The sequence below is a fragment of the Mesorhizobium sp. P2_B11 genome, assembly GCF_056404855.1.
Map to the genome: position 1 here is coordinate 430,119 of NZ_JBFUDF010000006.1, position 21,881 is coordinate 451,999.

Consider the following 21,881-nt stretch of genomic DNA (forward strand, 5'->3'; position numbering starts at 1 on the left):
ACCTTAATGATGTGTAATCAGGCTTCGTTGGTGTCGTAACGAAAGCTTGGTCCCGTGAACCCAACCGGTCAGTCAACGGTCTTCGGCAGGCGCAAGGAGCCCCACACGGTCATCATTGCGCGGGGCAATGAAATCCGACATTTCACCATCCGGCCGTGGCTCGTCGCCTTTCTCGGCTCGGCACTTGCGGCAATCGCCATCGGCTACCTGCTGGCAACCTCCTATCTGGTGTTGCGCGACGATCTGATCGGCGCCACCACGGCCAGGCAGGCGCGCATGCAGCAGGCTTATGAAGATCGCATCTCGGCATTGCGCGCCCAGGTCGACCGCATCACCAGCCGCCAGCTTCTCGACCAGAAACTGATGGAAACCAAGGTCAGCGAACTGCTCGAGCGGCAGAGCCAGCTCAGCCAGCGCCATGGCCGCCTCGGTCCGATCCTCGAACGCGCCGAGAATGAAGTCGGAACGCCGCCCACCGGGGATGTCGCGACAAAGCCCGACGAGCATGCCGAACTGACCGGCAGCGAGCCCCTGGCCTATTCGGTCGCCAGCCTCGGTTCGGCCGACACCAGGCCGTTCTCGCTGTGGTCGACGCGCTCCGATCCGCTGCCCAGCGAAACGGCGGCCGACCGTGCCGACAAACTCTTCGTCTCGATCAACGATTCGCTGAAGGCCATCGAGAGCCAGCAGCTCACCCGCATCGAGACCCTGGCCGACAATGCCTACAAGAACGCCGACGCCATTACCCAGGCGCTGCAAGCAGCCGGGCTGCCGGTCGACAGCGATTTCGGCAAAGACGAAAGCGATGTCGGCGGTCCGCTGATCCCGCTCGACAGCTCGATGATGTTCGACAGCAAGGTAAAGGAACTCGACGAGGCGCTGGATACGCTCGACCAGCTGAAGAAAGAGGCGCGGCGTTTGCCGCTCGCCAACCCTGCGCCGGGCCATTCCGTCACCAGCCCGTTCGGGGTGCGCACCGATCCCATTCTCGGCACCGCGGCCCTGCATTCGGGCATGGATTTCCGCGCACCGATCGGCATGGCAGCCAAGGTCACGGCGGCCGGGGTCGTCACCAAGGCTGGCTGGAACGGCGGCTATGGCCGCATGGTCGAGGTCGACCACGGCAATGGCTTTGCCACCCGCTATGGCCATTTGAGCGAAATCGACGTGGCCGTCGGGCAGAAGCTGGCGGCCGGCGACATCGTCGGCAAGACCGGCAGCAGCGGCCGCTCGACCGGCCCGCACCTGCACTACGAAGTCCGCCACAATGGCGAGGCCATCGATCCGCTGCGCTTCCTGACCGTCGGCAAGAAGGTCGAGCAGTACCTCTAAGGGTCAAGCGACCCGGTTGGTAACCAGCTCCTCGCTCGGCGCCCTGCCCCACTGACTTTCGCGTTCGGACGTCGCGTGATCCTGGCGCTATGACGGTCCGCCACGCTTCTCCTGCGTGACTGCATCCAACTGCAGATAGCCGCCCAAGCACCGTGCCGTCGTGACTTGTCCACCGTTCGCGGCACAGCCTCGTTGACTCGACGCCAGTTGTAGGATGATATGCATCACCCTATAGCCCAACATCATTTCACGGCGACCAATGACCATCCATGCCCTATCGCCAGACGCTCTTTCCGCCCTGCAGGGCGCGGTTGGACCGAACGGCATCACACTCGATGCCGCCGGCATGGCGAAATATCTCGGCGACTGGTCGGGCGATCATCATGGCGCAGCACTGGCCGTGCTGCGGCCGGCTTCGGTCGCCGAGGTACAGGCGGTGGTGAGGCTCTGCGCCTCGCTCGGGCTTGGCATCATTCCGCAAGGCGGCAACACCGGCCTGGTGGCGGGCGCGATCGATATCGAGACCAAAAACTCGGTGGTTGTCAGCCTGGAGCGGCTGAACACCATCCGCCGCGTCGATGCCGACAATTTCGTGCTGCAGGCCGATGCCGGCTGCATCCTGCAAACGATAAAGGACGCCGCCGACGCGCAGGATTGCCTGTTTCCGCTGGCGCTCGGCGCCCAGGGCAGCTGCCAGATCGGCGGCAATGCGGCCAGCAATGCCGGCGGCATCAATGTGCTGCGCTACGGCATGGCGCGCGATCTCATCCTCGGCCTTGAAGTGGTGCTGCCGGACGGCGAGATATGGAACGGCTTTTCCGGCCTGCGCAAGAACAACACCGGCTACGATCTGAAGCAGCTTTTCATCGGTTCGGAAGGGACGCTCGGCATCATCACCGGCGTCGAGCTGAAACTGTTTCCGAAGCCGGTCCGGACCGAGACCGCCTATCTCGGTCTTGCCTCGTTCGAAGCGGCGATCGCGCTGTTTAGGCAGGCGCGCCGCGCCTCGGCCGACCTGATGTCGGCGTTTGAAATCATCGGCTCGGAATGCATTGCGCTGGCGCGGTTGATCGACCCGAAAATGGTGTCGCCGGTCGAGGCGCCCGTCCACGTGCTGATCGAATTGTCGGCCAGTGCTGCGATCGACCTGCGCACCCTTCTGGTCGATTTCCTCGCCGAGGCCATGGAGAGCGGCCAGGTCATCGATGCCGTGCTTGCCGAAAGCGGCGCCCAGGCAAGATCCTTTTGGGCGATCCGTGAAGGGCTGGTCGAGGGGCAGGCCAAGCGCGGCTATCATGTGCGCACCGATCTTTCGGTGAGGATCTCGGACATCCCTGCCCTGATCGGTCAGGCCCGCCGCTTCGTGGCTGAGGAACATCCGGGATGGCTGCCACTGGCCTATGGCCATGCCGGTGACGGCAACATCCATTTCAACGTGCTGCCGCCGGAAGGCCTTGGTGAGCGCGCGGCCCGCGCCAGAGGCGCCGACATCACCGCCGGGCTCTACCGGATCGCCCACGCGCTCGGCGGCTCGATCAGCGCCGAGCATGGCATCGGCCGCACCCGCCACCGCACTTTCGTGGCTGGCCTGTCGCCTGCCCATCGCCGCCTCATCGGCACTCTGAAAGACGCACTCGACCCGCAAGGGCTGATGAACCCCGGCTGCCTTCTGCCGGCAACGGAGATCCCCTAATGAAACAAAGACTGGCCGCCATCGGCACTGTCGAAACGCTGCCGCATCGCGTCGCGACCTTCCTCGGTCGGGAGATCGAATCGGGCGATCTCAGCCCGGGCACAAGGCTGCCGACGGAACAGGAGCTGTCGGAAAAATTCGGCGTCAGCCGCAATGTCGTGCGCGAGGCGATCGCCCAGCTCAGGGCCGACGGCATGATCGAGGCGCGGCAAGGCATCGGCGCTTTCGTGCTGGCGCCGGAGCAGCGGGCCTCGATCCGCATCGACGGCGAGGCGCTCAGGGAAGGCCAGAATATGGAGCGGCTGTTCGAGCTGCGCTGCATCCTCGAGGCCGAATCCGCTGCACTTGCCGCCGAACGGCGCGGCCAGGAGCATCTCGATGCCATCAAGGCGGCGCTCGACCGCATGAGCGGCGAAGAGCGCTGGGAGGAAGGCAGCATCGACGCCGACCTTCTGTTCCATCGCGAGATCGCGCGGGCCACCGGCAACAGCTACATCCACACCTTCATTTCCTTCGTCTGCGAGCAGATCCGCCGCTCGATCTACTACGCCCGGCAGACCAACCCGCTGCACGATCTGGTCGAGGTCAATGTCGGTGAGCATGTGCGCATCTACGAGGCGCTGGTCGCCGGTGATCCCGCAGCGGCGGAAGCGGCGATGCGCGCCCACATCATCGGCGCGGCTGAGCGCGTCGGCGTCAGGCTGCCCGCCGTGCGGCGCACCAGCAAAGGGATTTAGCCATGCCGCTCGGAACTGACCACGCGATTTCGGATGTCTGCCTTCTGGTCGAGGACATCGGGCGGACAGTCGACTTCTATGTCGAGAAACTCGGCTTCCGGCTGCGTCGCCGCGCCGAAGGCTTTGCCGATTTCCATGGCGAGGGCGTGACGCTGGCGGCATGGGAGATCGACCACATCAGCCAGCACACCGGCGTGTCGAAGCTCCGGTCGCCGCGCCAGGCGCACAAGGTCTGCGTCGCAGTGAGGCTCGATAGGCCTGCCGACATCGACCGGCTGCACAGCGAGCTCAGCGCCAAAGGCGTGCCCTTTTACGGCCCGCCGGAAAACTATGTCTGGAACGCGCGCTGCGCCTACTTCACCGACCCGGACGACACGCTCTGGGAATTATACGCCTGGCTCGACGGCGGCCCCGGCGACTACCACGACGAACAGCCGTAGACGACAGCGCGCCGTGGGAGCGGTGCGCAATGAACAGAGCAACGCTTGCAACAGGAGCGAAAAATGAGTGGGAACAAGCATTTCGAAATGAACCGCCGCAGCTTCGTGACATCCGGCATCGCCGTCGTGGCCGCCGCATCGGTCGGCATGCAGCTGGTGCTGACGCCGGGCGCCAAGGCGGCCGGCAAGGTCGTCATCCAGTATGACTGGCTGGTGTCGAACGGCCAGATCGGCGACATCGCCGCCGTCGCCAATGGCTATTTCAAGGACGCCGGTCTCGACGTGGAGTTCAGCCCGGGCGGACCGAATTCCGCGACCGTGCCGCCGGTGGTCTCGGGTTCGGCCCAGCTCGGCCAGTTCTCCGAGACGCCGCAGCTCTTTGCCGCGCGCGCCAGCGGCGTGCCGGTCAAGATCATCGCGTGCGGCTTCCGCACCGGACCCTATGCCTTCACCTCCAAGCCGGCCAAGCCGATCCGCGGCGTTGCCGACCTCAAGGGCAAGAAGATCGGCATCCAGCCGACGGCGCGCTTCGTCATCGACGAGATCCTGGCCAAGAACAGCATCGACCCGGCCGACGTCACCGTCGTCAATGTCGGCTTCGACAAGGCGCCGCTGGTGCGCGGCGACGTCGACGCCATTGGCGGCTGGATCACCAACACGCAGGCGCTGAGCGTCGTCGGCGACGACCGCATCGACCTTCTGGTTCGCGATCTCGGGCTGAACTCCTATGCCGATGTATATTTCGCTACCGATACCGCAATCGAGAAGGACCCGGAAACGCTGGCGAAGTTCATCGGCGCCGTCGCCAAGGGCTGGGGCTGGGTACACGCCAATCCGCAGGAGGCGGTGAAGAAAATGGTCGCCGCCTATCCGGAAATGGATCTTGGTTGGGAAGAAAAGACCGTCAATCTGGTGCTGAAGCTTTCCTTCGATGGCGCGACAGCCAAGGATGGCTGGGGAACCTTCGACCCGGCCTCGATCGAGGAGCAGCTGGCGCTGCTGGACAAGGTCGGGCAGTACCCGAATGGCCGGCCTGCCGCGGCTGACGTCTACACGACAAAAATCCTCGAACTGTCGGCCGCCGACCGGCCCAAGCTCGACGCGCCTGCTGCCTGATGGTGAGTGCGATCGAGGCAAGAAGGCTGGATGTCGGCTATGGCGGCCGACATTCGGCCGTCAAGGTGCTCACCGGCCTCGACCTAACCGTCGCGGCCGGTTCGTTCCTGTCGATCCTGGGACCATCGGGTTGCGGCAAGTCCACCTTGCTCAGGGTCGTAGCCGACCTGCTCGATCCGCTCGGCGGCACGATCAGCGTGCTTGGCGACACGCCGCATGCGGTGCGTTCGCGCCGGGATGTCGGCTTTGTCTTCCAGGATTCCACCCTGCTGCCGTGGCGCAGCGTGCGCGACAATGTGCGTCTGCCGCTCGGCGTCGGGCAAGGCAGCCTGACGCGCCAGATCGAGGACCGCTCAGAGGAACTTTTGGAGCTGATGGGGCTTGGCGGCTTTGGCGAGCGCCTGCCGCACCAATTGTCCGGCGGCCAGCGGCAGCGCGTGGCGATCGCCCGCGCGCTGCTCGGACAGCCGAAGCTGCTGTTGATGGACGAGCCGTTCGGGGCGCTCGACGAAATCACCCGCGACCGCCTCAATGACGAGTTGCTGGCACTGTGGCGGCGCACCGGCACGACCATCCTGTTCGTTACCCATTCGATTGCGGAGGCCGCCTATCTCGGCGAGCGGGTGATCGTGCTCGCCGCCAACCCCGGACGGCTGGTCAAGGATCTCGATATGCGGCCGTTCAAACAGGACGGCAACCGTTGCACGCGCGAGGACCCGGCCATCGTCGCCGCCATGGCGGAGCTGCGCAAAGCCCTGGAACTGGCCTCATGAGACAGGACCCTTTGCCACCGACGCTGGCGATTGCGCTGCCCGTTCTCGGCGCCGCTTCCATCCTGCTGACCTGGCAGTTCCTGCTGCCCTGGCTCGGCGTGCCCGCCTATATCGTGCCGACGCCGACAGCCATACTGGGTGTCTTCCAGAAGAGCTTTTCCCTGCTCATCGGCAATCTCTGGCCGACGCTGATCGAGGCGCTGGCCGGCTTTGCCATCGGCAATCTCGCCGGCGTGCTGCTGGCGGTGCTGTTCGTGCACAACCGTGTGCTGCAGGCCGCCTATTTTCCGATCGTGCTGTTCTTCAACACCATTCCGATCCTGGCGCTGTCGCCGATCATCATGCTGATCTTTGGGCTGGGCATGACGCCGAAGATCGTCATTGCGGCGGTGATCTGTTTCTTCCCGACGCTGGTCAACATGATCCGCGGCCTGGATTCGGCCAGCAGCAACGAGCACGAACTGTTTCGTGTGCTGTCGGCGACACGCTGGGAAGTGTTTTGGAGCCTGCGCCTGCCGCGCGCTTTGCCGATGCTGTTCTCATCGCTCAGAATCGCCTCGGCCACGGCCGTCATCGGCGCCATTGTCGGCGAATGGATCGGGTCGGACAAAGGGCTCGGGGCGCTGATCATCCAGGCGTCCTTCAACTATCAGTCGGACCGCCTCTATGCGGCGATCGTGCTGTCATCAGGCCTGTCGATCGTGCTGTTCTGCCTCGTGGTGCTGATCGAGCGCCGGGCGATCAAGTACTGAGTGCCGTCAGGCGGTATCATCCGCCGATGTCGACAAGAACAGCGTCGCCGCTGAAACCATGGTGGCGACGCCGGCTTTCAATGCGACCTCGTCGACGCGAAAGCGGGCGTGGTGGAGCGGATAGACCGAACCGACCGCTTCGTTGCGAATGCCGAGCCGGAAATACACTGACGGGCGTTTTTCGCTGTAATAGGCAAAGTCGTCGGCAATGCTCCATCCCGGCAGGTTAAGGACATTGTCGGCGCCGATGGCGGCCTTCGCGCCGGCCAGGATCAGCTCGGTCATCTCGACATCGTTGACGACGCCGGGCTCGCCCTGGTGGATCTCGACCTGGACGCTGGCGGCATGGCTTGCCGCGATTCCTTCCAGTATCTCGCGAAGCCGCCGTTGGGCGCGCTCGCGGGTGGCGTCGCTGCCGCTGCGGATGGTGCCTTTAAAGGTAACCTTGCCGGCGGTGACATTGTAGGCGTTGCCGCCATTGATGGCGGTTACCGAGATGACCAGCGGGTCGTAGGGGTCGGTCTCGCGCGCAACGATCTTCTGCAACTCGCTCACCATCGAGCAGGCGACGGTCAGCGCATCGATGCCTTCATAGGGTTTCGCCGCATGCGCCGCCGATCCGGTAACCAGCACATCGAACGTATCGCAGGCGAGCGTGTAGGGGCCGGGGCCAACGGCGACCTTGCCGGATGCCGTGTACGGATCGACGTGGACGCAGATCGCCGCATCGACATCGTCGAGCAGCCCCTCCTCCACCACACGCTTGCCGCCTGACGGCTCGTCTTCCTCAGCCGGCTGGAAGATGAGGCGCACGGTGCCGCCAAAGGTGTCGCGCGTGCGATGCAGGTGGGTAGCCACGGCAAAGCCCATTGCGGTGTGAGCGTCGTGACCGCAGGCATGCATCACGCCGGGGTTTTCCGAAGCAAAGTCGACCCCGGACTCTTCCTCGATCGGCAGAGCGTCGATGTCGGCGCGGATGACCAGTTTACGGTTCGACGGCCGGCCAGTGCCGACCACATCTACCGCCAGGCCATAACCGGCGACGTCGCGGACAGCCTCAATCCCCTCCTTGGCCAGCATCTGCCGGAGATAGGCCTGCGTGCCCGCCTCGCGGTTTGAAAGCTCAGGGTTTCGGTGCAGATGCCGACGGATCTCGATCATCCGGTCGAGAAGTCCGGCGTCGATGTCGGGCGCAGTGCCACCCGCTGCGACCGGCCGGTCAGGATTTGACATAAATATCTCGCGGGAATTTCGTCAGCGTCTCATTGCCGGTCTCGGTCACCAAAATCGTCTCGCTGACCTCGATACCCCAGCCATCCATCCACATGCCGAGAATGGAGTGCACGACGTTGCCGGGCTGCAGCACCGTCTTGTCGCCGGGCCGCAGGCTGATCGTGTGCTCGCCCCAATCCGGCGGATAGGCGACGCCGATGGAATAGCCAATGCGCGATTCCTTCTTCAGCCCGTAGCGCTGGATGACTGTGCGCCAGGCCGCCTCGACCGCTTCGGCCGATGTGCCCGGCCTCACCGCATCGAGCACCGCGTCCATGCCTTCGATGACAGCCTTTGCGGTGTCGGCGACACGCGTCGGCGTCTTGCCGAGCTGCATCGTTCTGGCGAGGCCTGCGGCATAGCGGCGGCAGACGCCGGCCAATTCGAGTGCAATCGTCTCGTCCTTGCCGAACCGTCGGCCGCTCCACATGATGTGCGGCGCCGATGCATTTTCGCCGCCGAGGATCGTCGGCGGCAGCGCGGTGATGTCGCCGGCGAAGTCAGGACTGCCGGCGATCTGCGCCGCCTGGATGGCGGCGATCGCATCGCATTCGCGCACGCCGGGCGCGATGATCTCATAGGCGCGCGTGACCGCCGCCTCTGCCAGCTTCGATGCCTTGCGCAGGTAAGCGATTTCGGGCGCGGATTTGATGGCACGGATCCAGTTCACCAGCAGGTCGGCGTCGTGCCATTTCGCATTAGGCAGGCCGGCGACGAGCCGCGCATGGGCCTTGGGCGAGAAATAGTAGGCTTCGAGCTCGATACCGATAGGACGGTTGCCCCAGCCTTTGGCGACGATCCAGGCCGCGATCCAGTCCATCGGATGACGGTCGGCGCGCTGCACATGGTCTTCGGGAAAGCCAACTACATTTTCCGGCTTCATCCACGCCGTCAGCAGGCCGCCGGCCGCATCCATGGCGCGGCCGATCCACACCGGCTCGGCCTCCTCCTCGATCGGAACCAGCACCACCTGCGGCGTGTAGAACGACCAGCCGTCATAGCCGGTGACGTAATGCTGGTTGGCGACATCGTTGATGACAAGAAGCTCGAGCCCCCGCTTTGCCATCTCAGCGCGGATTTTCGTGAGCCGCTGCTGGTACTCGCCGCGCGCAAAAGGCAATTCGATCATCGGTTTTCCCTGCTGGATCACTTGTCAGGCAAGCCCCGCGCCCGCCTGACCTCATTCACCATTGAAGTGGTTTCAGCCCGACGGCAATCGGCCAGCGCGGCGCATGGGACAGGTCCTGCATCTCGAGCCAGATCTGTCACAAATTATTTTTGAATTCCATTTGACTGAATAAATTGCCTGTGCAAGTCTCGCCTCTCCCAGGGAGAGGGAAAATGGCACTACGGGGAACCAACCAGGAGTTCGGACGACCCTACAACCGGCGCATCGTGCTGGAGTCGATCCGTCTTCATGGCCCCATCGCCCGCGGCGACATTGCCAGCCGCGTCGGCCTCACCGTCCAGACCGTGTCGACCATCGTGCGCGAGCTCGAAGAGCACGGCTATGTGCTGTCGCTGCGCGAAGAGCCGCGCGGGCGCGGACTGCCGCCGGCGACGCTCCGGATCAACCCTGAAGGCGGCTATGCCGTTGGGATCCATCTCACCCCGCTCGGCATCGACGCTGCGCTGATCAATCTCAGCGGCGACGTCATCGAGAGCACGCATCGCGAGGCGCCGCACGCGACGCCCGACCATGCCTTCGAGCTGATCGGCGCCATGGTGCCCGAATTGACCGCGCTGCGGCCCGGCGGCCGCGTACTCGGCATCGGCATGGCGCTGCCCGGGCCGTTCGGCGTGGAATCGATGAGCTTTATCGGCCCGACCACGATGGCCGGCTGGAAGGATGTCGCGCTGCCGGAACGGTTGACGGCCTCGACGGGGCTGCCGGCCTTCTTTGAAACCGACATGGCGGCGGCCGCCATGGGTGAGCGCCTCTATGGCCTTGGGGCCGGCCATTCCGAATATTACTACCTCTATTTCGGCGTCGGCCTTGGTGGCGCCATCGTCCATGACGGTGCGGTGATGCGCGGCGCCTGGGGCAATGCCGGCGAGATCGGACACATCCCTGCCGTTCCCGGCGGCGAACTCTGTCCGTGCGGCAACCACGGCTGCCTCGAACGCTACCTCTCGCTCGAAGCGCTGCGCCGCCGCAACATCGGCGAAGCCGCCTGGGTGGCCGAAGTCGCGCCGGTCTTCCGCAACGCCATCGTCACCATCGAGAACCTGTTCGATCCCGAAACCGTCATCCTCGGCGGGCTCGCCCCTACCGACCTCCTGGAAAGACTGGTCGGCGCGGCGGCGCAGCTTCCCAATTCGATCTCTGCGCGACGCGACCGCAAGACCCCGCGCGTGATGGTCGCCACCGGCGGCCAGCATTCGGTGCTGCGCGGCGCTGCGGCATTGGCCGTGTCCGGCGTGCTTTCACCGCGCTTCGGCCAGATGTTCATTGCCGAGCGCGAGCGCCGGTCAGACCTCATGCACAGCAAGGGAGTGGCGGCATGACCGAACCGCTGCTGGTACTCGAAAACGTCACCAAGAATTACGGCGCCATCCACGCCTTGAGGGGCATCAGCTTCTCGATCGGCAAGGGCGAGGTCGTGGCGCTGCTCGGCGACAATGGCGCCGGCAAGTCGACGCTGGTCAAGATCATCGCCGGCGGCCTCGAGCCGAGTTCCGGCCGCATGCTGTTCGAGGGCAAGGAGTTTTTGGCGAAATCGCCGGCGGAGGCCAAGGCTGCCGGCATCGAGACCGTCTACCAGGACCTGTCGCTGTGCACCAATGTCGACGTCGTCGCCAATTTCTTCATGGGCCGGGAGATCACCCGCAAGGTGCTCGGCGTCCCGATCCTCGACGAGCGCGCCATGGAGGCCGTCGTCGGCAAGGCGTTGGCCAGTGCCGGCACCCGCATTCCGTCGCTGCGCACCAATGTCGAGCACCTCTCGGGCGGCCAGCGCCAGGCGATCGAGCTCAACCGCTTCGTGCATTGGGGCGGCAAGCTGGTGCTGCTCGACGAGCCGTTCGCGGCCCTTGGCGTCGAGCAGACAAGGCGCGGCCTCGAGATGATCCGCCAGGTCGCCAACCAGGGCATCGGCGTCGTCATCATCACCCACATCATGCAACAGGCTTTTCAGGTCGCCGACCGGATCGTGGTGATCCGCCAGGGCGTCGTGGCCGGCGATGTCGCACGCAACAAAACAAGTCCCGATGCGGTGATCAACATGATCACCGGTGAGACGCTTGCCGGTGCCGGACCGGCAAGTTGAGGGACACAAGAGGGGTCCGGTAATAAAAGAGGAGCGAACGACATGAAGCGAATATTAGTTCTTGTCTTCGGTATCCTGGCACTGGCTCTTGCCTCGCTCACGCCGGCAATGTCCCAGACCAAGGGCACCGTCTACTATATGGTCCCGACCCTGCTCGATGAATTCCAGACCGGCTCGGTGAGCGCGCTGGAGCTGTTCCTCAAGCAGGTCGGCTATGAGGTGAAGACACTCAACGCCGACAACAAGACCGACGCGCAGCAATCGCAGATGAACGACGTCATTGCGCTGAAGCCGGCGGCGATCATTCTCGCCGCCGTTGATTTCAACGCGCTGAAACCGTCCATCGAAGCGGCGCGCGCCGCCGGCATTCCGGTGGTCGAATTCGACCGCCAGATTACCTCGACCCCGTCGGACTTCACTTCGGTGGCGGGCACGGTCGAGATCGGCTACGTCGCCGCCGACCAGGCGGAAAAACTCCTGAAAGCCAAGCACGGCTCGGTGAAGGGCAAGGTGCTGCAGGTGCTCGGCGATCCCGGCGACCCTTACACGCTCGACATCCAGAAGGGTTTCGAGGAGAAGATGAAGGCGTTCCCGGACGTCAAGATCATCTCGCTGCCGGCCATGCAGTGGGCGGCGGATGCAGCCGGGACCATCGTCAACGACCAGATGCTGGCCAACCCTGACATCGACCTGATTTTCAGCCATGCCGCGCACCTCTCGGTCGCTGCCGTCGCCTCGCTCGAGGCCGCCGGCAAGAAGCCGGGCGACGTCATGCTGATGAGCTCGAACGGTGCTCCGGTCGGTCTCGACCTGATCCGCAAGGGCTGGCTCAATGTCGAAGTCGAACAGCCGCTCTACGCACAGGCCGCGGCCGTCGCCATGTTCATGGACAAGGTCGTCAAGAAGGAAGAAATCAAGCCCGGCGAATATGATGTGCTCGGCCTGAAGTCGACCGTGACCAAGGAAGCCTGGGGACCGAACATCAAGATCCCCGGTGCTGCCATCACCAAGGAAAACGTCGACAATCCGGCCTTCTGGGGCAACCAGAAGCCGCCGACGGACACCGTCAAGTCGGTCGAATAGTCGCTTAGCGAAGCGCTCCGGGCCGTTCAGGCCCGGAGCCTGCCGTGTCGCAACGCCGCATCCCACGGATGCTATGGCGAACTTGAATCCGCGCCTTAGCCCGACGAAATCAGTTTGATTTCTCAACCTGATTTCCAAGGGGGGCGCCAACCGGATCAGCCCATGAACCCGCGCACCCGCAAAGCCCTGGAGTTCGTCCTCGACAACCTCGTCTGGTTCATGCTGGTCTTTGTGTTGATCGTCTTTTCTCTTCTCATCCCGAACTATTTCCAGCTCGGCATCTTCGCCAACATCATCGAAGCCTCGAGCGTTCTCGGCGTGATGTCGATCGGCCTGTCGCTGGTCATCATTGCCGGCCATATGGACCTGTCGGTGGAATCGGTGGCCGCGCTCAGCGCCATGACCGTCGGCATCCTGTTCTGCTCCTCGGGTATCGGCATCGGAATACAGTTCAGCCCGCAATGGCTTATGGTTCCGGTCTCGCTGCTCATTGCGCTGGCCGTCGGCGGCATTATCGGCGCCCTCAACGGATTCCTCGTGGTCAAGCTCAAGATGAGCGCCTTCATCATCACGCTGGCGTCCTACATCTGGGTGCGCGGCCTGGTGCTGGTCATCTCGGGCGGCCGCTCGGCACAGGACCTGGCGCCGGCAATCCGCTGGTTCGCCATCCAGCGCCTCGCCGGCCTGCCGCTCACCGCCTGGATCGCGATTGCCTGTTTCGTCATCTCTTCGCTAGTCATGGCCAAGACGCCATTCGGCCGCCACCTGATCATGATCGGCGGCAACGAGACCGCGACCTTCCGTGCCGGCATTCGCGTCAACCGCAATTTGATCATCGCCTTCGTGCTTGCCGGCGCCATTGCCGGGCTGGCCGGCTGGCTGCTGGCCATCCGCACCTCCGGCGCCAGCGCCAATCTCGGCACCGGGCTGTTGTTCAACGCCTTTGCCGCCGTCGTCATCGGCGGCGTCAGCCTGAAAGGCGGTGTCGGCACCTTGCCCGGCGTCTATGCCGGCGTGCTGCTGCTCTCCGCCATTAACACGGCGATCAATCTGATGGGCCTGCCGGCCAATTTCACTCTGGTGATCCACGGCCTGCTGGTGCTCGCCGCCGTGCTGCTCGACGCCTTCAAGCAAACCATTCGCCAAAGACTCGCGTGAGAGGACGGCTCGCATGACCGGACGACTGCAAGGCAAGGTCGCGCTGATCGTCGGCAGCGCGCGCGGCATCGGCAAAGGCATTGCCCAGCGTTTTGCCGAAGAAGGCGCAAGGCTGGTCCTCGCCGACAGCGAGGCCGAAGCCGGTCAGGCAACCGCCGACGAGCTTGGCGCCGCCTTCATCCGCACCGACATCTCGCAAATGGCCGACGCCGAGGCCGCGGTGGCGCTGACGCTAAGCCGCCATGGCCGTCTCGACATCGTCGTGCAGAATGCCGGCATCTATCCCTGGCAGCTGATCGAAAACACCAGCCCGGACGACTGGGACCGGGTGATGGCGGTCAATCTGCGCGGCACGTTCAACGCCACGCTGGCGGCGCTGGCGCCGATGAAGGCGCAGCATTACGGGCGCATGCTCTACACTTCGTCGATCACCGGCCCGCACGTCACCAGCCCCGGCCACGGGCATTACGCAGCCAGCAAGGCCGGCATCAACGGCTTCATCCGCTCGGCGGCGCTGGAATTTTCCGGCTACGGCATCACCGTCAACGGCGTCGAGCCCGGCAACATCCTGACCGAGGCGATCGAGCTGCATCGCGGCGCGGCCTACATCAAGAACATGGAGGACTCCATCCCGCTGGGACGCCTCGGCAGCCCGCGCGATGTCGCCAACGCCTTCCTGTTCCTGGCCTCCGACGACGCCAGCTACATCACTGGCACCACCATCGTCGTCGACGGCGGCCAGTTGCTGCCCGAAGGCAAGGATTTCCGGCTGCTGCCGCCTTGATCCTTGTATCGATCGGCCACGGACCGGACCGCGCCTCCCGACGACGAGAGGTCATTCCAGCGAAAGATACGGCGCTCCCTGCGTCGATGATACAACTTCCTCTCTAAGTTGTATGGAACTCGAATACTTCTCGAAAGTTGTTCATCAAGTGCCAATCAACGGAGGTACTTATGAATGGCAGACAACATCAGAACCAGCCATATCTACCAGAGGGCTCAGGCTTTGGCAGAAGATGGTTTCCACCAGTCGCCGGCCGAGATTGTTGCCACGTTGCTGGCCGAGGGCTTTCCGGAAGCCGCCGAGATGCTCAACTCCGAAAACATCCGTGCCGATCTTCGCCGGGTTTGTAGTGCCGCGACCGCCAATGGCCGGCAAGCCGCCACCAACCTGGGGCTTCGTTATTGACGCGCATAAAGGCGGCATCGGCGGGTTTCGTCCCCGCGTATGTGCCTTACGGCTGCTGCCGCTTTGATCAGCCGGGTTTCTTGTAAAGCAGCAGCTCAGGCCGGTACTCGAAATGCATGGTGTCGTAATGATACCAGCGCCCGCCCCAGATGAAGCCGTTTTTCTCAAACAATTCCACGATTTGCAGCGGAATTCGGTTCTTGAATGGAATGTGCGCCTTCGGGTCGGATTTGTTTCTGTTGTTATACCAATAGTCGGAGAAACCGACATTGATGTCGAAGGCTGCCCCGAAAGAGTGGACGCTCAGGCGGTTTGTGCCGGCGATGGGCCGCCAGACAAAGCCGCCGCCGGGCTTGAGCCCGTAACGGCTGAGCTCCGCGGGCATAGCCTCCAGCGCATCGGAAACCTTGCCTAGCCGGTCGTTGATGCCGAAAATTTCGGTCACCTGCACGGTTTTCTTGCCGAGTTTCGGCAGCCATTTGACGTTGGCGATGTGCTTGCCCACTTCCGCGGCACTTGCCCCGTAAAGCTTCTCGAAGAAGGCTTCGTTGCGGATGCGGCCGGGATCGAAATCCTCCGGAGGCACCAGCGCGCCCTCCGCTGCCGTCGGATAGACGTAGCGAAACATGTCTTCGATGTCAGGGCTCTCCAGCAGCGCCTCGGCGTCGCGCGGCTTGCCGTCGTCCCACACCATCGTGGTGCCGTCGGTCCAGGTCAGGACATTGCTCTTGATCGTGAAAAGTCCGGGATAGGCCTTGAGCAAGGCGGCTTTGGCGGCCGGCTGGTCCACACCGTCGCCGGCCTTTGCCGCATAGGCGAGGTGCCCGGTGCCGCAGATTGCGAAGACGAACATCAGCTGAAGCAGCAGGCGCCTGGGATGGTCGATCATGGTCCTGCCTCTCCGGAGAGCCGTCGATTGCTGACCAAGACCCTTACCAAATCCGGATCGGTGGCGGCAGCTCCCTGGCCAGAAAACAGAAATTCAGCTCATCCCGGCTGTCGGCAATGGCTTTCGTTCATCTTGCATTTGGGTAGGCTGCTGTAAGATGGCGCGTGAATCAATAAGGGAGACAAGTCGTGTCAAAAACCTCCAGCACCCTGATCCGGATGGTGTTCACATTCATTTGCCTGGTCGGGTTGGCCTCGGCCGCCTCTGTTCTTTTCCCGGCCACCGCGTCGGCCCAGCGCATGCAGCGATGCGCTGAAGAGGGTGGCATCTGCCGCCTGCCCTATCCAGCCGAAGTGGTTTACGGCGCGCGCGGCCAGACCACGTCCCGCTTTTTCGACCGCCGCGCGGTGCCTTGTTCAAACCGCATCTTTGGCGATCCCGCGCCCGGCCGCGACAAGGCTTGCTATATCGTGACGCGGCGCGGCGGTGACGATTACAGCGACAATGACGACGACAATTACGGCGACGACGACTACGGCCAGGGCCGTGGCCGCTGGGTGGCCTGCGCCAGGGAGAATCAGTACTGTGATTTCCGTGGCCGCAAACTGGTCCGCTACGGCGCGCGCGGCCAGTACGTCCAAGGCGTTTTCAGGAATGGCGTTATGTGCAGCCTCGACACCTTTGGCGAGGACCCAATCCGCCGGGTGAAGAAGGCCTGCTACGTCAAGCAGTAGTCTGTCAGCAGCAGAAAGGCGGGCGTGGCCGTTGTGGCCGCGCCCGCGCCACCGATCATACGCGGCCGACTTGCGGGCGTGAAAGGCGATTGCCGAGAACCTACCGCCGGTATTTTACCGCCTGTATCATAGGGCGAATCTCGCCCTAGGTCTTCGAACGAGTTGCTTTCACAACAACGGCAAAAGGAGGACCGTTTTCCCATGATCCTCGACCGCGATCTTCAGTTGAAGATGCTGAATCACCTCGCTGCTTCCCACCCTCGGCGCTTGTAGATCGCGGCCCAACTAAAGGCCGCCGCCGCGGATTACCTCGGCCTTCCATTGCTGGCCAATTTCCTATGCCAAGGCAACGCGTCCCAGTCCTGCTGCAAGGCGCGAATGTGATCAGCCTGCGCTTGCTGAATCTGCTTCGCCTGCTGCGCCATATCCTGTCCCGGCTGTGCTACGAAAACGACCCGAGGGCGCGGACGGCGAAGCGCAAGGATAAGCACGAGAATGCAAAGCAAGAACAACCACACAGGCCAAAAAGCCTCTATCGCCAGAGTTGCCAAGAAGAGCATCGTGAAACAACTCCGCCGCAGGGTTCGTTAGACGCACTATTGGTCTGCTCGGTTTTATCGAAAGCAGAGCCTTTGGCAAGTCCGGCGTTCGGCTTGACGCCAGGTGGCTGGGAGATGTTTCTTCGCCCGCTCTCGTTTCATCGTCCCGCTTGGATGGGCGACATGCAGCTACTGAACACCGCCAAGGTGTGAGACTTGATTTTGGGCTGTCAGCCGGGCGGAGATCGACGTTTCTGGCGGAGTCGGGAGCTCGGGTGCTGGCTGCCCAGCGCTGTTACTGTTCTGTAGCCAGGCAGCTGCAAACTCACCGACTTGATGGTCCAGCCGGGTGGAAATTCTGCCTTAAAATAAAATGGTGGGCGATGACGGGCTCGAACCGCCGACATCTTCGGTGTAAACGAAGCGCTCTACCAACTGAGCTAATCGCCCGCTCCGGGCCGGACCTTTAAGCGGTCGCAACCGGCTTCGCAAGGCCAAATGAACAGGCGCGTGCTTAGCCGCATAGCGGTTTTCCCGGGCAAAACGCCGCCTGTCAAAAAACCTTCTCCTGTTTGCGTTTATGCTGCCTAGCTGCGCTTGACACCCGGTGGCGAACCCCTTATCCACCGCCCCAACGACGAACACGGCTGACACGTGCTCGTCAAATGCGCGGGTGTAGCTCAGTTGGTTAGAGTGCCGGCCTGTCACGCCGGAGGTCGCGGGTTCGAGCCCCGTCACTCGCGCCACTTCTCAATCAGTTCGCTGATTTGAAGTGGCCGAAAGTCTGAATGCCAAGGCATTCTTTCACAGATATCGCGCAATATCGGGTCGGGCGGCAAGCAGCCGGCCCATCATCTCCACACGGCTGGGGTGGGTCAGCAGCGTGAATGCCGCGCTCCGCAAGTAGACGATCGACCCTCGGCGCGGTGGCACCGCCACGTTGAAAATCGCAGGGAGGGCGATCGCTGCGACCAGCGCGACGAGGCCAAGGATCCATCCCTCAAAATACCAGATGCCGCAGACCGCCCCGACCAGCTCGATGAAGCAGATGCCCATCAGGCCCATCAGCCAGTCCGGGGTCATGTCGGCCTGATAAGAATTGGGTTCAGGAGCGGAGCCAGCCATTTTGGTCGCCGTGTCGGCAAGCGTCGAGACGAATGACAGGCACTTGCCCGCAAGCAAGGCGCCGATGACCAGTGCAACCCAGAGCATCGAAGACCTCCTTGCGCTGTCCCGCAGTTACCCCTTGGCGCCTTGAATGCGTTCGTTCAGATGGGTCGCCTTGCAGCGATCAATGCTGCGCGAGGTGTAGCTCAGTCGGTTAGAGTGCCGGCCTGTCACGCCGGAGGTTGCGGGTTCGAGCCGCGCTCGCACCATGTCCCTCGACGCCTTCCGATTCCCGTTTGTAGATCAGGCGGACGACAAGGCCGATGTATCCAAGCTGAAGAATAACCATTGCAAGAACAGCCCAGCCGAGCGCCTTCCAGACGGAGCCAGTTGCAATGTCGGCCCAGATCGCAACGATGAACGACGTTGCGAACATGCCCACCAGAAATTGCGGAAAATACATAATGGCCCAGCACCCAATGTTTCGGCGATTCAGGCGGCTTTCAAACCGGCACTAAAGAGCCCGCCGCTCATTTTGAGAAGCGGCGGGCCCCGATCGCCCCCCGGCTTGCCAGGAGCGACGGATGCCCCCGGCATTGCTGACATTGCAATTGCGGTGCCAGACACGGCGACCCATTACTGGACACCTATGCCAATGGCGCAAGACCGGATTGCCGATTAACATTATCTGTGGCTAATATGACACCCCGGTCGGGAAGGACCAAAGTGGAGAGGTTGTCGGCAGGCATGGTGGCCGCGATGCTGGTAGCGTCGGCAGGGCGATGCTGGTCCGAGGACAGCCACAAGCCGATCTCCGAAGAAGCGTTGAGAACGATCAGCGCCCAGATGTATTCCGACATCCTGGCCCAGGAATGCCTGCACGGACGACGCTACTCGCAAAGCCGGATCGAGAACGGTTTCAAAAGGCACTTCGAGGAAATGAGGCTGCAACTGGTCGCGAGTGGATATACCATCGTGCCCAATTCGAACGAGAACAGCGCTCTCTGGACACGCTCGCAGATGGCGTTTGACACGAAGCGGCGGCTTGGCCTTCGGCGCCAACTCGGCTGCCTTGGCGCATACTGGCTGGACGACAATCGCGACTGGTGAGGCCATGCAAGAACGCTGCGGCCTCAAATCCCCTCCAGCAGCGCCTCGACCTCCTGCAGCGTCGGCATGGATGGCGCCGTGCCTGGCCGCGTCACCGAAATGCCGGCGACGGCGCAGGCGAAGCGCACTGCTTGCAGCGGCTCCACGCCTTTGGCGAGGGCGGCGGCTAGGCCGCCATTGAAGGCATCTCCCGCACCGGTGGTTTCGACCACCGGGCCGGCGCTGACCACGGGGACATGGTCGGAACGGTTCGCGGTATGCAGCAGCGCGCCTTTTTCGCCGAGTGTGATGATGACCGAGCCGACGCCCTTTTGCAGCAGGCTGTCGGCGGCGCGGCGGGCGTCGTCGATGGAGGCAACCTTGATGCCGGTCAGCTCCTCGGCCTCGGTCTCGTTGGGCGTGACGTAGTCGCAAAGCGCGTAGATGCGGTCGGGCAGTTTTGCCGCCGGCGCCGGATTGAGGATGGTGGTCACCCCTGCCCCGCGCGCGATCTCGAGTGCGCGCAAAGCTGCGTCGATCGGCTGTTCGAGCTGGGTGACGAAGACGCCAGCCCCGCCAATCAGGCCGGCATTGGCCTCGATGTCATCAGGCGTAATCAGCATCGCTGCACCGGGACTGACGATGATGGCGTTGTTGCCGGTGGTCTCCTCGATGAAGATATAGGCCGCACCCGTATAGCTTTGCGGCGTGTCGATGACGGCGCTCTTCACGCCGGCATCTTTCCAGGTCGCCTTGGCCATGTCGGCGAAAGCATCGACGCCGAGCCGGGTCAGGAAGGTGACGTCGGCGCCAAGCTTGCCGGCCGCCACCGCCTGGTTCGAGCCCTTGCCGCCCGGCCCCAGCTTGAAGGAATTGCCAAGGATGGTCTCGCCCATGCGCGGCTGGCGATCGGCGCGATAGGCGGTGTCGGCGACGAAGACGCCCAATATGACAACAGGCTTTGTGACAACAGATTGGCCGGATGGCATTGTGCTACTCCGCATCCGGCGGCACGACGCCCTTGCGGAAGGCGAAGCAGCCATAGAAGCGGCGCTCGCCGGTCTGGATGACGCAATAGGCCTTCTTGGCACGTTCGTAGAAGGCGTAGCGCTCGACCGAGATCATCGGCCAGGCTTTGCCCTCGGCCTTGTCGATCTGTTTCTGCACCTCTTTTTGCACCGGCGGAATCTCGTTGGGCTTGCCCACGATCTCCATGCGGGCGGCCGCGTCGTCGACAAAAGTGTCCAACGGATAGAGCGACAGCACCGCCTTGACCACATCGGCCGCCGGCGCATCGATGCGCAGCAGTTTTCCGAGCACGGTCTGGCGCGCCACCGAATCGGCGGGGAAATTGGTGTCGGCGATGATCAGATCGTCGCCRTGCCCCATTGCCCTCAGCGCCTGAAGCACATCGGCGTTGAGCAATGGGTTGATCCCTTTGAGCATGGCAGTCCTCGTCAAACAGGTTTGGTCAAAGTCGATTGGAAAATCAGAGCCGGTTGCCGGTCTCGGCGTCGAAGAGGTGGACCTGGTCGAGGCGCGGCTTGAGATTGAGCGTGTCGCCGGGTTTGAAGTCGTGGCGCTCGCGAAACAGCGCCACCATCTCGCCGTCGCCGAAGCGCACGAAGACCAGGGTTTCGGAGCCGGTCGGCTCGACCACCGAGATTTTCACCGGCACGCCGTCGGCGTGGATTTCGAGATGTTCGGGCCGCACGCCATAGACCACGGCCTGGCCTTCCTTGGCGGCGCTGCCGGCAGCGATCGGGAACAGCGTGCCCGCTATCTCGACCTTGTCGCCCTTGCGCACCACGCCCTTGAGCAGGTTCATCGACGGCGAGCCGATGAAGCCGGCGACAAACAGATTGGCCGGCCGGTCGAACAATTCCAATGGCGCGCCGACCTGTTCGATACGGCCATCGCGCATGACGACGATCTTGTCGGCCATGGTCATGGCCTCGATCTGGTCGTGGGTGACGTAGATGGTGGTGGTTTTCAGCCGCTGATGCAGTTCCTTGATCTCGGTGCGCATTTGTACGCGGAGCTTCGCATCGAGATTGGAGAGCGGTTCGTCGAACAGGAACACTTGCGGGTTGCGCACGATGGCGCGGCCCATGGCGACACGCTGGCGCTGGCCGCCAGAGAGCTGGCGCGGATAGCGTTTCAGGTAGGGGTTGAGGTCGAGAATGTCGGCGGCGCGCTTGACCCGCTCGGCGACCACGGCCGGATCGGTGCCGCGCAGCTTCAGCGCAAACGCCATGTTCTGCTCCACCGTCTTGTGCGGATAGAGCGCATAATTCTGGAACACCATGGCGATGTCGCGCTTGGCCGGCGGCAGATTGTTGACGATGCGGTCGCCGATGGCGATGGTGCCGCCCGAGACGGTTTCCAGCCCGGCCACCATTCTGAGCAGCGTGGACTTGCCGCAGCCCGATGGGCCGACCAGCACCACGAACTGGCCGTCGGCGATATCGACACTGACTCCGTGCAGGACCTTGACGGTTCCGAACGCCTTGGCCACATTGCTGATCGCGACTTGAGCCATCGTCCCCCCTTTTCTTGCGGTGAAGCTAGCCATTGCCAACGGCAAGGGCAAGTCAGTATGTTATCGATAAAAAGTCATTCGTGTTGACAAGGTAATCGATTACGCGAATAGTGGCGAGTGCCAATCCGACAGTCGGATTTTTTCCCGAAAATCGGAGCTCCAGGCGA

At 63.2% G+C, this 21,881-nt stretch carries 24 protein-coding genes and 3 tRNA genes; 19 read left to right on the forward strand and 8 right to left on the reverse strand.

The genetic code is table 11. From position 1 onward, the window contains the following. The first annotated feature begins 54 nt into the window (after positions 1 to 54). The 7 genes from AC1DYJ_RS21540 (at position 55) to AC1DYJ_RS21570 (ending at position 6,843) form a co-directional block, all read left to right on the forward strand. Complete coding sequence (locus AC1DYJ_RS21540) at positions 55 to 1,332, forward strand: M23 family metallopeptidase (protein ID WP_477284701.1); 1,278 nt, start codon at positions 55 to 57, stop codon at positions 1,330 to 1,332. Between the two features lie 259 nt (positions 1,333 to 1,591). Continuing rightward, positions 1,592 to 3,025, forward strand: coding sequence for an FAD-binding oxidoreductase (locus AC1DYJ_RS21545; RefSeq protein WP_477426238.1), 1,434 nt, complete (start codon positions 1,592 to 1,594; stop codon positions 3,023 to 3,025). Further along, on the forward strand, positions 3,025 to 3,762 hold the full coding sequence (locus AC1DYJ_RS21550) for a FadR/GntR family transcriptional regulator (RefSeq protein WP_477284705.1): 738 nt from the start codon (positions 3,025 to 3,027) through the stop codon (positions 3,760 to 3,762). The genes AC1DYJ_RS21545 and AC1DYJ_RS21550 overlap by 1 nt, the downstream gene beginning before the upstream one ends. 2 nt (positions 3,763 to 3,764) lie before the next feature. Then, a complete protein-coding gene (locus tag AC1DYJ_RS21555) occupies positions 3,765 to 4,202 on the forward strand; it encodes a VOC family protein (protein ID WP_477284707.1) in 438 nt (145 codons plus the stop codon). Between the two features lie 87 nt (positions 4,203 to 4,289). Then, on the forward strand, positions 4,290 to 5,318 hold the full coding sequence (locus tag AC1DYJ_RS21560; RefSeq protein WP_477284852.1) for an ABC transporter substrate-binding protein: 1,029 nt from the start codon (positions 4,290 to 4,292) through the stop codon (positions 5,316 to 5,318). Next, positions 5,318 to 6,091: an ABC transporter ATP-binding protein gene (locus tag AC1DYJ_RS21565; RefSeq protein ID WP_477284709.1), complete on the forward strand. Its 774-nt coding sequence runs from the start codon at positions 5,318 to 5,320 to the stop codon at positions 6,089 to 6,091. Before AC1DYJ_RS21560 ends, AC1DYJ_RS21565 begins: the two co-directional genes overlap by 1 nt. Further along, on the forward strand, positions 6,088 to 6,843 hold the full coding sequence (locus tag AC1DYJ_RS21570; RefSeq protein ID WP_477284711.1) for an ABC transporter permease: 756 nt from the start codon (positions 6,088 to 6,090) through the stop codon (positions 6,841 to 6,843). Before AC1DYJ_RS21565 ends, AC1DYJ_RS21570 begins: the two co-directional genes overlap by 4 nt. 6 nt (positions 6,844 to 6,849) lie before the next feature. Here the strand turns inward: AC1DYJ_RS21570 and AC1DYJ_RS21575 are convergent, their stop codons facing one another. Both AC1DYJ_RS21575 and AC1DYJ_RS21580 read right to left on the reverse strand, forming a co-directional pair. Further along, on the reverse strand, positions 6,850 to 8,076 hold the full coding sequence (locus AC1DYJ_RS21575; RefSeq protein ID WP_477284713.1) for a M20 metallopeptidase family protein: 1,227 nt from the start codon (positions 8,074 to 8,076) through the stop codon (positions 6,850 to 6,852). Beyond that, positions 8,063 to 9,244, reverse strand: a complete 1,182-nt coding sequence (locus AC1DYJ_RS21580; protein ID WP_477284715.1) for a M24 family metallopeptidase — start codon at positions 9,242 to 9,244, stop codon at positions 8,063 to 8,065. The genes AC1DYJ_RS21575 and AC1DYJ_RS21580 overlap by 14 nt, the downstream gene beginning before the upstream one ends. 212 nt (positions 9,245 to 9,456) lie before the next feature. Here AC1DYJ_RS21580 and AC1DYJ_RS21585 point away from each other — a divergent pair, with 212 nt between their 5' ends. From AC1DYJ_RS21585 to AC1DYJ_RS21610, 6 genes are all read left to right on the forward strand, one after another. After that, complete coding sequence (locus AC1DYJ_RS21585) at positions 9,457 to 10,623, forward strand: ROK family transcriptional regulator (RefSeq protein ID WP_477284854.1); 1,167 nt, start codon at positions 9,457 to 9,459, stop codon at positions 10,621 to 10,623. After that, positions 10,620 to 11,384: an ATP-binding cassette domain-containing protein gene (locus tag AC1DYJ_RS21590; RefSeq protein WP_477284856.1), complete on the forward strand. Its 765-nt coding sequence runs from the start codon at positions 10,620 to 10,622 to the stop codon at positions 11,382 to 11,384. Before AC1DYJ_RS21585 ends, AC1DYJ_RS21590 begins: the two co-directional genes overlap by 4 nt. A 42-nt stretch (positions 11,385 to 11,426) precedes the next feature. Then, a complete protein-coding gene (locus AC1DYJ_RS21595) occupies positions 11,427 to 12,467 on the forward strand; it encodes a sugar ABC transporter substrate-binding protein (protein ID WP_477284717.1) in 1,041 nt (346 codons plus the stop codon). 162 nt (positions 12,468 to 12,629) lie between these two features. Next, positions 12,630 to 13,625, forward strand: coding sequence for an ABC transporter permease (locus AC1DYJ_RS21600; protein WP_477284719.1), 996 nt, complete (start codon positions 12,630 to 12,632; stop codon positions 13,623 to 13,625). A 13-nt stretch (positions 13,626 to 13,638) separates the two neighbouring features. Further along, positions 13,639 to 14,409 (forward strand): SDR family NAD(P)-dependent oxidoreductase, encoded by a 771-nt coding sequence (locus tag AC1DYJ_RS21605; RefSeq protein WP_477284721.1) that lies wholly within the window; start codon positions 13,639 to 13,641, stop codon positions 14,407 to 14,409. Between the two features lie 174 nt (positions 14,410 to 14,583). Next, positions 14,584 to 14,814, forward strand: coding sequence for a hypothetical protein (locus AC1DYJ_RS21610; protein WP_477284723.1), 231 nt, complete (start codon positions 14,584 to 14,586; stop codon positions 14,812 to 14,814). 67 nt (positions 14,815 to 14,881) lie between these two features. Here the strand turns inward: AC1DYJ_RS21610 and AC1DYJ_RS21615 are convergent, their stop codons facing one another. Beyond that, entirely contained in the window at positions 14,882 to 15,703 is an 822-nt protein-coding gene (locus tag AC1DYJ_RS21615; protein ID WP_477284725.1) for a M15 family metallopeptidase, read from the reverse strand. 188 nt (positions 15,704 to 15,891) lie between these two features. Between AC1DYJ_RS21615 and AC1DYJ_RS21620 the strand changes: the two genes are divergently transcribed. Together AC1DYJ_RS21620 and AC1DYJ_RS21625 are read left to right on the forward strand one after the other, a co-directional pair. Beyond that, a complete protein-coding gene (locus tag AC1DYJ_RS21620) occupies positions 15,892 to 16,437 on the forward strand; it encodes a hypothetical protein (protein WP_477284727.1) in 546 nt (181 codons plus the stop codon). A 380-nt stretch (positions 16,438 to 16,817) separates the two neighbouring features. After that, positions 16,818 to 17,189, forward strand: a complete 372-nt coding sequence (locus AC1DYJ_RS21625) for a hypothetical protein (RefSeq protein WP_477284729.1) — start codon at positions 16,818 to 16,820, stop codon at positions 17,187 to 17,189. Positions 17,190 to 17,350: 161 nt separating this feature from the next. Here AC1DYJ_RS21625 and AC1DYJ_RS21630 read toward each other — a convergent pair. Continuing rightward, a tRNA-Val gene (locus AC1DYJ_RS21630) sits at positions 17,351 to 17,426 on the reverse strand. A 219-nt stretch (positions 17,427 to 17,645) separates the two neighbouring features. Here AC1DYJ_RS21630 and AC1DYJ_RS21635 point away from each other — a divergent pair. After that, positions 17,646 to 17,722, forward strand: a tRNA-Asp gene (locus AC1DYJ_RS21635). A 58-nt stretch (positions 17,723 to 17,780) separates the two neighbouring features. Here the strand turns inward: AC1DYJ_RS21635 and AC1DYJ_RS21640 are convergent. Next, positions 17,781 to 18,188 (reverse strand): hypothetical protein, encoded by a 408-nt coding sequence (locus AC1DYJ_RS21640; protein WP_477284731.1) that lies wholly within the window; start codon positions 18,186 to 18,188, stop codon positions 17,781 to 17,783. Positions 18,189 to 18,281: 93 nt separating this feature from the next. On the opposite strand from AC1DYJ_RS21640, the gene AC1DYJ_RS21645 reads away from it, so the two are divergent. The 3 genes from AC1DYJ_RS21645 to AC1DYJ_RS21655 all read left to right on the forward strand — a co-directional run bounded on the left by AC1DYJ_RS21645 (position 18,282) and on the right by AC1DYJ_RS21655 (position 19,193). Beyond that, positions 18,282 to 18,352 (forward strand) — tRNA-Asp (locus AC1DYJ_RS21645). After that, on the forward strand, positions 18,352 to 18,765 hold the full coding sequence (locus AC1DYJ_RS21650) for a hypothetical protein (protein ID WP_477284733.1): 414 nt from the start codon (positions 18,352 to 18,354) through the stop codon (positions 18,763 to 18,765). Before AC1DYJ_RS21645 ends, AC1DYJ_RS21650 begins: the two co-directional genes overlap by 1 nt. Before the next feature lie 65 nt (positions 18,766 to 18,830). Then, positions 18,831 to 19,193 (forward strand): hypothetical protein, encoded by a 363-nt coding sequence (locus tag AC1DYJ_RS21655; RefSeq protein WP_477284734.1) that lies wholly within the window; start codon positions 18,831 to 18,833, stop codon positions 19,191 to 19,193. Between the two features lie 23 nt (positions 19,194 to 19,216). Here AC1DYJ_RS21655 and rbsK read toward each other — a convergent pair whose 3' ends face one another. The 3 genes from rbsK to AC1DYJ_RS21670 are packed head-to-tail and all read right to left on the reverse strand — an operon-like array spanning position 19,217 to position 21,714. Then, positions 19,217 to 20,161 (reverse strand): ribokinase, encoded by a 945-nt coding sequence (gene rbsK / locus AC1DYJ_RS21660; protein WP_477284736.1) that lies wholly within the window; start codon positions 20,159 to 20,161, stop codon positions 19,217 to 19,219. A gap of 4 nt (positions 20,162 to 20,165) precedes the next feature. Further along, positions 20,166 to 20,618, reverse strand: a complete 453-nt coding sequence (locus AC1DYJ_RS21665) for an RbsD/FucU family protein (protein WP_142868058.1) — start codon at positions 20,616 to 20,618, stop codon at positions 20,166 to 20,168. Between the two features lie 43 nt (positions 20,619 to 20,661). Further along, positions 20,662 to 21,714: an ABC transporter ATP-binding protein gene (locus AC1DYJ_RS21670; protein ID WP_477284739.1), complete on the reverse strand. Its 1,053-nt coding sequence runs from the start codon at positions 21,712 to 21,714 to the stop codon at positions 20,662 to 20,664. Positions 21,715 to 21,881: the final 167 nt, after the last annotated feature.

What these genes read in the sequence shown, in the direction of transcription:
- AC1DYJ_RS21545 (WP_477426238.1), top strand. Translation starts at nt 1,592, where the DNA reads ATGACCATCCATGCCCTATCGCCAGACGCTCTTTCCGCCCTGCAGGGC.
- AC1DYJ_RS21550 (WP_477284705.1), top strand. Translation starts at nt 3,025, where the DNA reads ATGAAACAAAGACTGGCCGCCATCGGCACTGTCGAAACGCTGCCGCAT.
- AC1DYJ_RS21555 (WP_477284707.1), top strand. Translation starts at nt 3,765, where the DNA reads ATGCCGCTCGGAACTGACCACGCGATTTCGGATGTCTGCCTTCTGGTC.
- AC1DYJ_RS21560 (WP_477284852.1), top strand. Translation starts at nt 4,290, where the DNA reads ATGAACCGCCGCAGCTTCGTGACATCCGGCATCGCCGTCGTGGCCGCC.
- AC1DYJ_RS21565 (WP_477284709.1), top strand. Translation starts at nt 5,318, where the DNA reads ATGGTGAGTGCGATCGAGGCAAGAAGGCTGGATGTCGGCTATGGCGGC.
- AC1DYJ_RS21570 (WP_477284711.1), top strand. Translation starts at nt 6,088, where the DNA reads ATGAGACAGGACCCTTTGCCACCGACGCTGGCGATTGCGCTGCCCGTT.
- AC1DYJ_RS21575 (WP_477284713.1), bottom strand. Translation starts at nt 8,076, where the DNA reads ATGTCAAATCCTGACCGGCCGGTCGCAGCGGGTGGCACTGCGCCCGAC.
- AC1DYJ_RS21580 (WP_477284715.1), bottom strand. Translation starts at nt 9,244, where the DNA reads ATGATCGAATTGCCTTTTGCGCGCGGCGAGTACCAGCAGCGGCTCACG.
- AC1DYJ_RS21585 (WP_477284854.1), top strand. Translation starts at nt 9,457, where the DNA reads ATGGCACTACGGGGAACCAACCAGGAGTTCGGACGACCCTACAACCGG.
- AC1DYJ_RS21590 (WP_477284856.1), top strand. Translation starts at nt 10,620, where the DNA reads ATGACCGAACCGCTGCTGGTACTCGAAAACGTCACCAAGAATTACGGC.
- AC1DYJ_RS21595 (WP_477284717.1), top strand. Translation starts at nt 11,427, where the DNA reads ATGAAGCGAATATTAGTTCTTGTCTTCGGTATCCTGGCACTGGCTCTT.
- AC1DYJ_RS21600 (WP_477284719.1), top strand. Translation starts at nt 12,630, where the DNA reads ATGAACCCGCGCACCCGCAAAGCCCTGGAGTTCGTCCTCGACAACCTC.
- AC1DYJ_RS21605 (WP_477284721.1), top strand. Translation starts at nt 13,639, where the DNA reads ATGACCGGACGACTGCAAGGCAAGGTCGCGCTGATCGTCGGCAGCGCG.
- AC1DYJ_RS21610 (WP_477284723.1), top strand. Translation starts at nt 14,584, where the DNA reads ATGGCAGACAACATCAGAACCAGCCATATCTACCAGAGGGCTCAGGCT.
- AC1DYJ_RS21615 (WP_477284725.1), bottom strand. Translation starts at nt 15,703, where the DNA reads ATGATCGACCATCCCAGGCGCCTGCTGCTTCAGCTGATGTTCGTCTTC.
- AC1DYJ_RS21640 (WP_477284731.1), bottom strand. Translation starts at nt 18,188, where the DNA reads ATGCTCTGGGTTGCACTGGTCATCGGCGCCTTGCTTGCGGGCAAGTGC.
- AC1DYJ_RS21650 (WP_477284733.1), top strand. Translation starts at nt 18,352, where the DNA reads ATGTCCCTCGACGCCTTCCGATTCCCGTTTGTAGATCAGGCGGACGAC.
- AC1DYJ_RS21655 (WP_477284734.1), top strand. Translation starts at nt 18,831, where the DNA reads ATGGTGGCCGCGATGCTGGTAGCGTCGGCAGGGCGATGCTGGTCCGAG.
- rbsK (WP_477284736.1), bottom strand. Translation starts at nt 20,161, where the DNA reads ATGCCATCCGGCCAATCTGTTGTCACAAAGCCTGTTGTCATATTGGGC.
- AC1DYJ_RS21670 (WP_477284739.1), bottom strand. Translation starts at nt 21,714, where the DNA reads ATGGCTCAAGTCGCGATCAGCAATGTGGCCAAGGCGTTCGGAACCGTC.